Here is a 13662-nt window from a genome sequence, read left to right as displayed (position 1 = left end):
ATTTCAATTCTTTCCTTTAAACAAATTCATAACCGTAGCCACATCTGCTGATGCCTGTTGATTTTCTGCAATGATTTCTTCGTATACCTCTTTGCGATATATCTCTACATTCTTCGGAGCTGAAATACCAATTTTCACTTGTTCTCCCTTAGCTGCAACAATAGTAATTTCAATATCATCCCCAATTTTTATTACCTCACCTTTTTTCCGTGTAAGAACTAACATCGAATCACCCCTTCACCAATGTTGGTTTTGATTTTTCAAATAACGGGTGTTTTGTGTGATAATTTGGTTCATTTAAAATTACTTGTTTTGCCATGTTTTTCTTATTATTAATTATTATTGGTGCTTGCAAGTTAGCAGTTGTTTTTTCAAATGGATCATGAACAGTTAAAATAGAGAAAACAAAAATATCTTCTTCTGATTCAATTTCTAATAACTCAACAATATATTCTTCTAATGAAAAATCATATTCTTTAAAAAAAGTAAATGGATTCGAAAGTACAAAAGCTAATTGCTGATTTTCCACAGATTGAAGAACGATAAATTGTCCTTCATCATCAAGAGGTAAAAGAACAAATTCCTTTTCGTCAGGAAATCCAGGAATAGCTTGTGGAAAAGTAATCACTTCTTTTTCTTGTATTTCTTTTTCACCATGATACTTTGTAGCAATTTTCACTTATATCATTCCTTTATATGTATTGTTCATAGTTTACCCCAATATACTTTAAATTTTCAAAATCTATCTTTAAAGATGGATACTGTGCTAGTTGTACATTTACTTTAGAAGGAGTGTAATTCACTTCTGGATTATTTACTGTACTGTTAATAATTGCTTTTTTCGGTTCAATTGAAATATTTACTTCGCCTGGATCATAACTAATTTGCACACTATTTGGAGACGGAATCCATCCTAGGCCAAATTGCTTTGGAGCTCCTTGACTATTTCTTTTCGCTTGTGCAGCAATAGTATTCCCACCATTTTGAATCTGTAGCAATTCATTTCGGTCTTGTCCTCTTCTTGCGATCCCTTCCAAAACTGCCTGTTTTCCTTCTGCAGCAGCATCTTCAATCATTCTTGGCACACTTTTAAACCCAACATCTTCTCTAGCCTTTGTTTGATCAATTGTTAATTGAGAAGGTCTTCTTTCAATTGTTAGTTCTGCTTTCGGCTGTTCCATCTCCAAATTAGCTTGTTTCTGCTGAATCTCTAATGATCCTTTATCAACCCACATATCCAAACGCGCTGGCGTCGATTGTAATCTAATTTGCGGAAACATATTTTCACATCCTTTTATACATTTATTAACTAATGACTATTAAAAAAGGAGCCAAACCATCAGACCAAAACAATAGTCAGGCTTGCCTCCTTCTTTTTTTATCGTAAGAAATCAATTAAAGACGTTTGAATCAATCGTGCACCAACTGCTAATGCTGCATTATGCACACTTTCTTGAACAGATAAATTAGTGATCGCTTTTTCCATATCGACATCTTCATTATCAGAAAGTACCTTTGTTGCCATTACTTCTTGGGCATCTATTCTCGCTTCAACCATATCAAGACGATTAGATCTTGCTCCAAGTTCTGCTCGTTCACCATTCATATTACTAAGTACTTTATCCAAACGAACTAATAAATCATCCATTCCTTCTGTATCATTACTATTAAACTTATCTTCAATTTCTTGTAATACATCAAACATTTCTTGATTAAACGTACTAGCCGGACTAACGTTTGCCTTCATGGTAATGCCTTGAGAAACTTCTACCCCGTAACTATCAATTGCTGGATCATTAATATTAGCTGCAACTGTTGGTGGTGTACCAGTTGTTACTAAAGGATTGGATACATCTGTTCCATGAAAAATATATTTTCCGTTAACCTGCGTATTAGCAACGTTCACTATATCATCTTTAAGCTGAGCAATCTCTTTTGCAATTGCTGCTCTTTCATCCGTATCATTTGTACCATTTTTTCCTTGAAGTAAAAGCTCACGAACACGGTCAAGCCCACTCGTAGCTTGCTCAAGACCAGCTTCAGAGTTATCCATCCACAAATGAAGCTCGGAAAGATTTCGTTTATACTGTTCCACTTGATTTAAGTTGGAACGGAAGTACATTCCTTTCATAGCAACGACTGGATCATCAGATGGTTTTGTTATTTTTTTACCGGTTGCAACTTGGTTATTTAGTTCAGCTAATTTATTGTAGCTACTGCTAATATTGCGAAGGGAATTCGCTGATACCATTGATTGTGTGACACGCATTATTTATTCACCTATCTTCCAACGACGCCCATGCCGTTTATAATCTTATCTAGCAATTCATCCATTACCGTTATCATTCTTGCCGATGCATTATATGCTTGCTGGAATTGAATCATATTCGTCATTTCCTCATCTAATGAAACAGAGCTAACACTCATTCGTCTATTATCAACCGTTTGCTGAAGTGTTGCAGAATTGGCAGCCATCTTATTTGCTTCTTGTGCGCTTACTGCCATACTTCCGATAACCCCTTCAAAATAGTTGCGGAAATTTGACTGCTCTGAATTATTACCATAATCATATTTGTTATTGATGATTTCTGCTAATTTACTCACATAGGTTGCATCACCAAGTGTTGGATTTGAAGGATCTGCATTTGTGATATTATCCAAGCTGTTTCGAATATCCTGTGAAATCGTCATTCTGCTCGCAAAGCCATTGCGATCCGTAATGCTACCATCTGCACTTTCCGAATCGGCAAAGAAAGAAATCGCTTTGTCGCCATCATTAATTTCATTCGGGCTTAGTCCTTCTTCATGCACCTTGTTAAATTCTGTTGCAAAAGTATATGCCAGATTGTCTAATTCTTTTAACATATCATTAAAAGTCCCAGCTAATTCGCCATTTTGATCTACATATCCATACGATTCTACTACACTCTTTAATTTTCCAGTAGAGTTAAAGTTATTAATATCAACTACTGTATCTCCAATCGAAATAGACTGAACAGCTGTATCATCTGCATTACTGTTTATCTTTACTTGTTTAGCACCATCTTTATCAACCAATGTTCCTAGAGCATTCCCTTTATCATCTACTAAAGTAACAATTGCTTTTCCTTCTGCTTGTGCTAACGCATTTCCTCCTGGAGCTTCGTAGCTTACTTTGATATTCGCAAACTTTGATAGTTCATCTAGTAAACCATCTCTTTTATCATATAAATCATTGGGCAAATAGCCATTTGGCTCGATACTGCCAATTTGCTTATTTACTTGGTCAATTTGTGAAAGCAATGTATTTATTTCTTTTTCAGCTACACTTAATTCATTTTTTGCATCTGCTTTTTCTGCAGAAACAGTTTGATGTAAATAATTAAATGTTTCTGCTACTGCAATCCCACGCTGGCGCACTACTGCACGAGCACCAGCATTTTGCGGATCAACTGCCATGTCCTGAAGTGACTTCCAGAAAGAATCCATCGCTGCAGATAAACCAGAGTCAGACGGCTCATTCAAAATGGTTTCTAAATTGCTTAATGCTGCGGAGCGATTTTCCCAGTAGCCGAGCTTGCTCGCTTCAGATCGATACTGTGTATCAAGGAATGTTTCTCTTACACGCACAACTGCCCCTGCTACAACGCCAGTTCCCATTTGCCCCGGCATTTTCGGTGCATTTGTCCCTACAGATGGAAAACTTTCTGATTGCTGTAAATCGACTCTTTGACGAGTGTAGCCTAAAGTATTGGCATTAGCGATGTTATTTCCTGTTGTATATAAAGCACCTTGTTGTGCTGTTATTCCTCTTCTTGCGGTTTCTAATCCCATAAACGTTGAAGCCATTTTCTTTCCCCCATTATGCCTTTATATTTAATAAGCTGTTTCCTTGTTTTCCAATTGCGTTCGTTTGAATATTATTGCCGCTCGGCTTACCGTAATTGATGCTTTTCTGCGTCGGCTTTAATAAATTTAAGGAAACATTGACAAATTGCATGGATTGTTGAAGAAGCTGTTGATTCAATGAATTTGTTTCTGTTAAATTCATGATAATTTCTTTCAGATGATTGGCAATTTCCGATACTTTCTCTGCATCTTGTAAATCAAGAAACTTTACGCAATCCATCACTGTAGGATCTGGAATAGTTGGAACCATTTGTTTAGAGATAGTAACCCTTGCTTCTTCCAGTTTTTGTATGCTCATAATATGAGCTTGTTCATCCTTCATAATTTGCTTGAGGGCGTCCATATCGCCAATCTTAATTGCTTCTGTCTTCTTTTTTGCTACTTCATGTAAACTTTGATGTAACTTCACAAGCTTGTCCAGTGTCTGTATTAATAATGTGACTGACATGTTAGCCCTCCTTTTTTATGAATGAATTAGTTTTTGGAATAAAAGTTTAAGATGCTTTTTGCTACATCTTGCGGATTTACTTCATATGTTCCGTTTTGTACTTGTTTTTTCAATGCATCGATTTTTTCCGTGCGCGCAGCAGAAACCTGGGAAACTTGCTGTAATTCTTTCGCAGCCGCAGAGATTTCAACTTTATCTGCTCCTTTTGTTCCTTCCGCTTTATTAGATTGGTCGACTTTGTTTACTTTTTTATATGGATTAATGCCCTGTGTTCCATAATTATTAATTTTCATTGTGTACTCCTCGCTTTCTTTCCCGTACAAGTTTTATTCTTATTACTAGTATCGGATGATTAGCGTTTTATTTAATCATTTCCTTTAATTTTTATAAAAATACGTCAAAATAACTACTTTCCCAATCATATGTGTGAGTATATTCCTAGAGGGGATTTTAGGTTGTAGGTTTAACGCCGAACGAGTTCGGCGCTTGTTTGGAATTAACGTGTAAAATAGGTAGTCCTTTTTTTAAGCTCTTTTTGTCTTTCTTCTTCTTGTTCGACTGCATGCAAGTCATTTTTTATCCCCGTTAAACAAGAATTACAAAGCTTGCCTTCACGAATAATCGTACCGCACTGCGCGCAAGGATAGCCAAGGTTCGGAAATTGAGCGAGCTTAATTCTGCCTTTTTTGATAAATTTATAAATCAGCGTTCTCTCTACGCCCGTTGCTTCCACTACTTCATCCATTTGCGCTGTTCGATTCTGCTTTTTGCGAATAAATTGATAGACTTTTTCAAAATCCGCTTCTTCTTGTTTATAGCATTTTAGACACACATCGCGAATATTATTTAGCACATAAATATCGCCACATTGTGGGCAATTCCCTAGTTCTGCCACCAAAATTCCTCCTCATCTTGCAATTGTAAAGGAAGAGATGGACTTTGCTCCCGCTTCCTTTAATAATTTTGCTGCACTCCGTAACGTTGCACCTGTAGTATATATATCGTCCACAAGAAGAATATCTTGAGCAATTATCGACTCTTTCTTCTCTAGTTTAAATATATTTTCTATTTGCAAGCGTTCTTGTCTTGTTTTTTTCGATTGTTTTTCGCTATGTATGCGCACAAGACAATTAGTGTAAGGGATTTTCGTATAAAAAAGAACAGCCTCTACTTGATTAAATCCTCTCTCATACAAGCGTTCCTCACTTAATGGAATGGGCACAACTATCTTATTTTCCCCTAAATCCTTCGGTAAAAAAGAAACGAAGGCAGAAGCTAAGCGAAAGTCTCCTCTATATTTAAATCGAGCAATTGTCTCTTTCAAAAAATCATTATATAAAAATAACGACTGATTCGATTGCAATATACCTTTCCATTCATTTAGTTCTTCCCACTTTTGGCAATCGCGGCATACCCTATCTTTAACATGTCTAGTCTCCAGCATTTGAAGAGATCGACCACATACTTGGCACATCTCCCCTTTAATCACTTCTAATTTCCCCTTGCAATCTGCACATAAATAACATTCTGGCTCTCTTGAGAAAAGATAAGTCCAATTAAATTCTGGGGTTACTGGAGCTAAGCAAATCGCACAAATCATCGAAGCATCCCCCTTTCTCTTGCTTCTTTATTACTTTTCATAATTTGTTTTCGTGCTGAAACCATACTGTTTGTTTTTCCAAAATGAAAAAAAGTAATCGTTCCATCCGGAAATTCTTTTTTCCTGCCTACCCTTCCTGAAATCTGAACAAGAGCACTTTCGGTAAAAATTTGATTTTCGGCCCCTAACACCGCAACATCTACATTAGGAAAAGTTACCCCTCTTTCTAAAATGGTTGTCGTGATAAGCAAGTCCACTTTTTTATCACGCATTTTCCGGACCTTTTCTTTTCTATTAGGATCTTCTGCGTGAACAGTTTCTAAGCTACTTATAATTGGTTGTAAGAGCGTTTTTATTTTTTCCATATAATAAATTTTCGGCACAAATAAAAGCATTGGTTTCTTCTCGGGAACTCGTTCATGAATCCATTTAATAAGTGTGGCAGGTAACTTTTCCTTATTTAATCCTTTTTCCCAGTTTCCACACCACTGAAAAGTAGGAACTGGTAAAGGGTATTGATGAAAACGAGCAGGAATGGTGACGAAGGGAATCTTCTTTTGTCTACATTTTTCTTGCCAAGCTTTATCAGGGGTTGCTGTTAAATAGATAAGTGTCGAGTGTTCTTTTCTCGCTTTCTGTACAGCATATTGAAGGGATGTATCAACTGAATAGGGGAAAGCATCCATTTCGTCCAAAATGACGAGATCAAATGCTTGTTGAAAACGAAAAAGCTGGTGTGTTGTGCTTATCGTTAGGGGACTATATAGATGACGATCTTCACTGCCGCCATAAACAGGAAGAACCTTTATGTCTGGAAAAACCTCCTGCAACCTAGGTGCCAATTCGAGGACAACATCTGTACGAGGGGTTGCAATACATACTCGTTGATTTTGCTTTAATGCTTTTTCGATCCCTTTAAAAAGTATCTCTGTTTTTCCAGCTCCACACACCGCCCAAATAAGTAGTTCAGATTGGTCTTCGATAATTGCCTCCATTTTATCAGATGCCTCTTGCTGTCCTGGTGATAATGTTCCGCTCCATTGTAATGCAATATCATTTGTTTCTTGCATTAATTGTGGACCATTCCAAGTAATTAATGGAGTACATACACTAATTCTCCCCATCATGATGCAGTTCCGACAATAGGTACATGTTTCTTGACATCTCGCACATGGAAAACTTGCAAACAGCTGCTGATTCTCATTACCACATCGCTTACAGCTATATTTATTGCGAGTATTTTTATCAATGCCTTGCATGTAGGAACAATATCCATTTTCGTAATGTGCTTGGATTTCTTCTTCGGAAAAAGGCAGTTCATTTAGTAGTAATGCTTTACCTTGAAGAGTAGCTTGGAGTTGGGGATAAAATGGATAAGCTCTATTAAGTGGGGGCGTTAAGAGCAGAGTTGGTGAAGCATTCGAAATTCGAAAAGAGTGAGGGGGATTACTTTTAGTGGGGATTAATATATTGTCCTTTTGATAAAACCGCATCATTTTCCTCCTAATTCTGATTTAAATAGTTTTAAGGGTAAGTGATGGACAGTCATTTTTCCTGCTCCAGTCACTTTTAAGTTTAATTTCGCTAGTATTCTGGAAGCAGTGTAAATAGAATCTATTTGTAAAAATTCCCTGAGCTGAGAATTGGTGATTTGTTCCCCGAAAAGAAAGTAATAATCTTTTAAAGTTTGGATCATCACTTGTTTTGTCTTGTGTTTGCAACCAAGGCAATACCAATGTTGCATATGTTTTTTCATTAAAAATTGGTTGCAACATTCGCATTTCACTCCGGATATGATATCTGCTTTATTAACTTGATACTTTTGCAGAATATCCGTATCTAAAGGAGTGTTCTTTTTCTTTAAGCATTTGACTAATTTCTTCCTTTCATCTGCTGGGAGGAAGGATGCTTTAAAAGATAAAGTAAGTTTAGGAATTAATTCTGGCAAATACTCTTTATGAATTATGATATTTTTAAAGGTTTGAATTTGAGGAGGGGATAAACGTAAAATCGATTTGGAATTACTAAATACAACGAGAGAGTAAATCGGAATAGCAGGAAATTGATTGGCTAGTAACCAGCCTTCAAGTTGTCTCTTTAATCTGTTCACTTGAATAATAGGGTCCGGAAAGGCCTCTTTTTCCTCTCCTTTTATTCGTGTCATTTGATGCAAATCAATATCAAAGTACAGTTCACCGACTATGTTTTTCACTTCAAGAATTAGGGCATATTTTGCATGAAGAATTAATACATCAATTTGAAAAAAATGTTTTCCATCCCATAGACGTAAATCATGAAGAATAAAGTAGTCCTCATCTGGTAAAAAACTAAGTGGGAAGTCTACAGCTTTCTCCCCCCTGTAGCCTGCCAATTTTCTTTGATAATCCTGATTTATTAAAGAAATATTAGGATGATGGGCTCTAATTCTGGAAAGTAAAGCTTCTAATTGAAGCGCTCGATATGGATATTCAATTGGTTTTACAATCAACTGATCACTTCCTTTCATTTTTATACTGTTTATTCTATACTTTAGCTTGAATTCCTGCATATTTTATAAAAAATTACGAACGTTAATATAATCTGTGCTTTCTGATATGAGTGGTAGCAATCTTTGTTGCCGTTTTATAGCTTTTGCTTGTTACTTTTTTACTTTTACTTGCGACTTTTCCACTTTTACTTGCGACTTTCACTTCTTTACTTGCGACTTCTCTACTTTTACTTGCGACTCTGCACTTTACTTACAACTTCTCCACTTTTACTTGCGACTCTGCACTTTACTTACAACTTCTCCACTTTTACTTGCGACTTTCACTCCTTTACTTGCGACTTCTCCACTTTTACTTGCGACTTTCACTCCTTTACTTGCGGCCTCTCCACCTTTCCTTGCGACTTTCACTCCTTTACTTGCGACTTCTCCACTTTTACTTGCGACTTTCACTTCTTTCCTTGCGACTTTCACTCCTTTACTTGCAACTCCTCCACCTTTTACTTGCGACTCCCCACTCCTTTACTTATGATCAACCAACCCCCATCAAAAAAACCCCGGTTCTCATCAAGAACCGGGATCTCTCTAACACAACCTATTATCTCTTCTTCATCCACCCAAGCCCCATAGACCCCTCACCTAAATGAGTTCCAATTACGGCACCAAAGTAGCTTAAGGAGAATTCAATATTCGGAAATTCTTGCTCTAGTTCTGCTTTCCATTCTTTTGCTTCTTCTTCGCGATTAGCATGGATAATGACAGCATAGTAGCTGTCTCCGTTTGTTGCTTCGCGTAAAAGTTCCACAATGCGCTTCATTGCTCTTTTTTTTGTGCGGATTTTTTCAAATGGGACGATTAGTTTATCCTTGAAATGTAGCAACGGTTTTACTTGCAGGAGACTTCCTATGATTGCTTGGGCGCTTGAAAGGCGTCCTCCGCGTTGGAGATTGGACAGATCATCTACCATAAAGTAGGCGTGGCTTGTTTCTTTTAATTCATCTAGAATTGGCATAATTTCTGCTGCTGTTTTGCCTACACGGACTAATTTCGCTGCTTCAATGGCATAGAATCCTTGAACCATGCAGCTCACTTCTGTATCAAAAGCAAATACATTAATTCCCTCTACCATGTCTCCCGCAGAGATGGCGCCTTGATAAGTACCGCTGATTCCGCTTGATAAGTGGATACTAATTACTTCATCATAATTCTCGGAGAGTTTTTCAAATAGCTCCACAAATTTTCCAATTGATGGCTGAGAAGTAGTAGGCAGCTCCTTTGTTTTAATTTCTTCATAAAATTCAGAAGCTGTTAATTCTTTTTCTTCTTCATACACTTCTGATCCAAGAATGACCGTCAATGGAATCATATGTATATCGTACTTCTCCCTTACATCTTTAGGGATATAAGCCGTACTATCTGTAACAATAGCTGTTTTCATCCAATTAGTTACCTTCCTTATCTATTCGTTTGTATTCCATTTTAACTAAAAAAGAGTTTATTTGCATTATATATTAACTCTATTATAATGCACAAAAAGAGGAATTTATATGGAATTTTAATAGGCAAGAAAATATTATAACAGATTTTTTACTTTTGAGGTTGATTCGGAATGGGAATTTCTCTTCTCTTTAATTCTACAAAGAGGAGCAGGATGAATTCTTCGGCGAGTTCTAATTTTATCGCTTCTAAATATGCTTCTATTAGGGTGTGATCAGGAAGTCTCTTGATTCCATTCATTGGAATTCCTCCTATCATCTTCTTTACCAATATCTTATCAATAATCCTAGGTAAAAACACCTAATTCACTTACAATATTATGACAATTCCACAAACTACTGTAAGGACAAATAAAAAAGGAGCTCCTTAAACCAACTAGTGATTCAGGTAGCACCTTTCCTATTAACGAACTTCTACCCAACCGTTTTTAATAGCAACAACAACTGCTTGCGTACGGTCGTTTACATTCATTTTTTGTAAAATATTACTTACATGGTTTTTAACCGTTTTTTCACTAATAAATAATGCCTCGCCGATTCCTCTATTACTTTTACCATCTGCAAGAAGCTGTAAGACTTCACATTCACGTCTAGTTAATAAATGTAATGGTCTTCTAATTTCTACAACTTGTACATGGTGTTCATCAGAGTTTGCATTTTCTAATGCTAGACGACGATATTCATTTACTAGGTTATGGGTTACTTTCGGATGTAAATAGGAACCTCCGTCAGCTACTACTTTAACCGCTTCAATAAGTGCATCTGCATCCATTTCTTTTAGTAGATAACCGCTAGCACCTGTTTTTAATGCATGGGTTACGTAGTTTTCATCATCATGAATGGATAGAATGATAACCTTTGTATCAGGAAATTTCTCTAACAATTGTCTTGTTGCCTCTACTCCATTAATTGTAGGCATATTTATATCCATAATTGTTACGTCTGGTTGGTATTCTTCAATTAGCTGAATAGCTTGTGTACCGTCATCCCCTTCAGCTACGACTTCGAAACTCGATTCGAAGTCGAGAATTCGTTTTACCCCTTCTCTAAACAATTGGTGATCATCAATAATAACTATCTTAGTAGTCAACTGCTCCGCCTCCCTTATTTTCTTTAGGCTCTTTTCGAATAATAATACGTTTTGCTATGTATGAAGTCCTTGATTACAGACACAAACAGTTAATCCAGAAAGGATAGCCCCTTTCAGTTTAGGGACCTCCTTTCCCTCAGAAGTCAAGATTATCTGCTTTAGTCAATACTACTCAATTAACTATCTTACAAAGATTGGATTCTCCTATGAAAAACAGTTCCTTATATCATCTAATAGGAACGTTGATCATAATAATGGTTCCAACTCCGATTTTTGAATCGATGGTTAATTCCCCATCAAGAAGATGTACTCGTTCTCTCATCCCAATTAAACCAAAAGATTCGTCCTTTTTTTGATCTTTATCGAATCCCTTGCCATTGTCCTTAACCAAGACAATAATTTGGTCTCTTCGTAGTTCCACTTTAACAGAAATATTAGATGCTTCTGCATGCTTTAAAGCATTTTGGACAGATTCTTGAACTAAGCGAAAAATTGCCACTTCGTACTTACTTGGAAGTCTTGCTTCTTTTCCAATTATGGCAAACTCAATTTTCGTTGATTCATGATACTCTTCTATTGTTTGTAAATATTTTTTTAGTGTTGGAATAAGGCCAAGATCATCTAAAGCCATTGGACGAAGATCATATATGATTCGTCTAACTTCATATAATGCACTTCGTACCATTACCTTTAAATTTCTAATCTCTTCAAATGCCTCTTTAGCGCCACGCTCTTTATATATTCTTTCTACTAAATCAGAGCGCATCATTACATTAGCCATCATCTGTGCTGGCCCATCATGTATTTCCCGAGAAAGTCTCTTTTTCTCTTCTTCCTGAGCACCAATAATTTTCAGTCCAAAATCCTGCTTTTGCTTGGCGTCTTCGATTACTTCGCCAACCTGTTTTAAATCACTAACTAAGTAATTTATCACGACAGAAATTTGCGTTACCAGATGTTCTGCACGCTCAATTGTTTCATCTAGTCCTAACAATCGACGTTCTAAATCATCTCGTCTTTCTCGATATTGCTTTTCTAGGTGACGATTCATGCTTAAATCCATTTGCAGCGTATGTGCTCTTTCATAAGCTTCCCGAACTTCCGCTTCCGAGTATTCATTAAAATGCTTACTCACTTCTGATAAGCGTTTACGAGCAAATCGAGACTGGATCTCTAGCTTGTCTCCTTTTTCTATCGTATCTAACACGAGTACTTTCATTTCTTTTAATTCTTCGGTAAGGGTTTCATAATCTTGTCGACATTGTTCTCCAATACGAAAAATCTCGTCTTTGCTGGAACCAACGGTCTTAATCATTTGTTCCACAATATAATCTAACGTTTTTGTGTCAAATTTCCTTATTAACATATATAATTCCTCCAAAAAGGCTAAAACCCTTCCAACATCCATTCTTATTTTAGCTTGAAAGTTAATAATATGTATAATTCATTGTAAAATAAATTAAAATCGTTATTTAGACACATCTTCCTCCACCAAAAACCATGCCTCAAGACCTATTACCAACAAGAATTACTGTGAAAAAGTATGTAAAAATGCAATAATATAATTTTATCCTATTCTAAACCAAAAACAAAGAAAAAGAAAATAAATAGATGAGATAAGCTGGAAATTAAAGAATCTTAAGCCTATCCATGAAATATAGCCCATAACATATGTAGCGGGTCTTTTCGAGCATTGAGTTTTACTTATTATATCACGCTTGCTAAATCGCTATATTAAGATTTGATTACAAAGAGAACAATAATTGAAGAAAAAAGAATGTCGAATTATAATGAAATAAGACTAATTATCGATTTTCTATTTTTTTTCAAATAGAAAAAGTTACAAATACTGACTTATATAACGAACAGAAGAATCTCATTACGATATTTGGTGGATAACAAGTATAGGATAAAGACACAGAAAGGAGCTTTCCATTATGCTTCCTTCCTATCTAACTGTGCCTAGCTACGGGGAATATGAACTAATTATTCAAAAATCACGTTTTATTGCTCATATCGCTCGAACAGAAACAGAAGAAGCAGCACAGGCTTTCATAGGAGAAATAAAGAAAAAACATAAAGATGCCACACATAATTGTTCTGCATACTTAATTGGAGAACATGACCAAATTCAAAAAGCGAATGATGACGGGGAACCAAGTGGAACGGCAGGAGTGCCAATTCTTGAGGTACTAAAGAAAAAAGGACTAAAAGATACGACAGTTGTTGTTACAAGATATTATGGTGGGATTAAGCTTGGCGCTGGAGGTCTTATTCGCGCATATGGAAAAACTACCTCCGAAGGATTAGCAAATGTGGGTATCATTGAAAGAAAATTAAAACAAATCGTTAGTGTATCCATCGAGTATCCATTACTTGGAAAAACGGAAAATGAATTACGATCTTCGAATTATCAAATTAAAGAAATTCATTATTTAGAAAATGTCGAGATCGATGTCTTTGTTGATTCTGAACAGGTGGAGACATATAAAGATTGGATAACAGACTTAACGAATGGACAAGGTATTATTAAAGAAAAAGAAACCTTGTATGCAGAAACCCATATTTGAATTATTTACTATTATTACAAAAATATACCTTGAATAGAAATAAACTGCTAATTTACGCAGAATAGAGATAGAGGTAATATAGTAA

17 protein-coding genes are annotated in these 13662 nt (G+C 36.0%); 1 reads left to right on the top strand and 16 read right to left on the bottom strand.

Going from position 1 to position 13662, the window contains the following annotated elements; translation table 11 throughout:
- Nucleotides 1–3: 3 nt before the first annotated feature.
- From csrA to NST60_RS15815, 16 genes are all read right to left on the bottom strand, one after another.
- On the bottom strand, nt 4–225 hold the full coding sequence (csrA, locus tag NST60_RS15890) for a carbon storage regulator CsrA (protein WP_212117533.1): 222 nt from the start codon (nt 223–225) through the stop codon (nt 4–6).
- Nucleotides 226–229: 4 nt separating this feature from the next.
- The gene (fliW, locus tag NST60_RS15885) at nt 230–679 is read right to left on the bottom strand and encodes a flagellar assembly protein FliW (RefSeq protein ID WP_341099412.1); all 450 of its coding nucleotides are present in this window, start codon (nt 677–679) and stop codon (nt 230–232) included.
- 13 nt (nt 680–692) lie between these two features.
- The gene (locus NST60_RS15880; protein ID WP_341099410.1) at nt 693–1280 is read right to left on the bottom strand and encodes a DUF6470 family protein; all 588 of its coding nucleotides are present in this window, start codon (nt 1278–1280) and stop codon (nt 693–695) included.
- 98 nt (nt 1281–1378) lie between these two features.
- Complete coding sequence (gene flgL, locus NST60_RS15875; protein WP_341099408.1) at nt 1379–2269, bottom strand: flagellar hook-associated protein FlgL; 891 nt, start codon at nt 2267–2269, stop codon at nt 1379–1381.
- A gap of 11 nt (nt 2270–2280) precedes the next feature.
- Nucleotides 2281–3828: a flagellar hook-associated protein FlgK gene (gene flgK, locus NST60_RS15870; RefSeq protein ID WP_341099405.1), complete on the bottom strand. Its 1548-nt coding sequence runs from the start codon at nt 3826–3828 to the stop codon at nt 2281–2283.
- 13 nt (nt 3829–3841) lie between these two features.
- On the bottom strand, nt 3842–4336 hold the full coding sequence (locus NST60_RS15865) for a flagellar protein FlgN (RefSeq protein WP_341099403.1): 495 nt from the start codon (nt 4334–4336) through the stop codon (nt 3842–3844).
- Nucleotides 4337–4362: 26 nt separating this feature from the next.
- A complete protein-coding gene (gene flgM, locus NST60_RS15860; protein WP_101729348.1) occupies nt 4363–4629 on the bottom strand; it encodes a flagellar biosynthesis anti-sigma factor FlgM in 267 nt (88 codons plus the stop codon).
- A 203-nt stretch (nt 4630–4832) separates the two neighbouring features.
- Nucleotides 4833–5231: a TIGR03826 family flagellar region protein gene (locus NST60_RS15855; protein WP_101729349.1), complete on the bottom strand. Its 399-nt coding sequence runs from the start codon at nt 5229–5231 to the stop codon at nt 4833–4835.
- A 12-nt stretch (nt 5232–5243) separates the two neighbouring features.
- The gene (locus NST60_RS15850; protein WP_254415714.1) at nt 5244–5936 is read right to left on the bottom strand and encodes a ComF family protein; all 693 of its coding nucleotides are present in this window, start codon (nt 5934–5936) and stop codon (nt 5244–5246) included.
- A complete protein-coding gene (locus NST60_RS15845; RefSeq protein ID WP_445304411.1) occupies nt 5933–7429 on the bottom strand; it encodes a DEAD/DEAH box helicase in 1497 nt (498 codons plus the stop codon). Before NST60_RS15845 ends, NST60_RS15850 begins: the two co-directional genes overlap by 4 nt.
- Nucleotides 7429–8424, bottom strand: a complete 996-nt coding sequence (locus tag NST60_RS15840) for a nuclease-related domain-containing protein (protein ID WP_341099396.1) — start codon at nt 8422–8424, stop codon at nt 7429–7431. Before NST60_RS15840 ends, NST60_RS15845 begins: the two co-directional genes overlap by 1 nt.
- 267 nt (nt 8425–8691) lie before the next feature.
- Complete coding sequence (locus NST60_RS15835) at nt 8692–8895, bottom strand: hypothetical protein (protein ID WP_341099394.1); 204 nt, start codon at nt 8893–8895, stop codon at nt 8692–8694.
- Nucleotides 8896–9019: 124 nt separating this feature from the next.
- Nucleotides 9020–9859, bottom strand: coding sequence for a DegV family protein (locus NST60_RS15830; protein WP_254415718.1), 840 nt, complete (start codon nt 9857–9859; stop codon nt 9020–9022).
- Between the two features lie 149 nt (nt 9860–10008).
- Nucleotides 10009–10158 (bottom strand): sporulation histidine kinase inhibitor Sda, encoded by a 150-nt coding sequence (sda, locus tag NST60_RS15825; RefSeq protein WP_205835652.1) that lies wholly within the window; start codon nt 10156–10158, stop codon nt 10009–10011.
- A gap of 162 nt (nt 10159–10320) precedes the next feature.
- Nucleotides 10321–11007: a response regulator gene (locus NST60_RS15820; protein WP_016205197.1), complete on the bottom strand. Its 687-nt coding sequence runs from the start codon at nt 11005–11007 to the stop codon at nt 10321–10323.
- A 226-nt stretch (nt 11008–11233) separates the two neighbouring features.
- A complete protein-coding gene (locus NST60_RS15815) occupies nt 11234–12373 on the bottom strand; it encodes a sensor histidine kinase (protein WP_341099390.1) in 1140 nt (379 codons plus the stop codon).
- A gap of 571 nt (nt 12374–12944) precedes the next feature.
- Between NST60_RS15815 and NST60_RS15810 the strand changes: the two genes are divergently transcribed.
- Nucleotides 12945–13577, top strand: coding sequence for a YigZ family protein (locus tag NST60_RS15810; protein WP_016205199.1), 633 nt, complete (start codon nt 12945–12947; stop codon nt 13575–13577).
- The last annotated feature ends 85 nt before the right edge of the window (nt 13578–13662 follow it).

It is taken from the genome of Niallia sp. FSL W8-1348 (assembly GCF_038006745.1).
Classification (GTDB): Bacteria; Bacillota; Bacilli; order Bacillales; family Cytobacillaceae; genus Niallia; species Niallia alba.
Note: the sequence above shows the minus strand (reverse complement) of the source record. Positions and strands in the feature narration are given on the sequence as shown.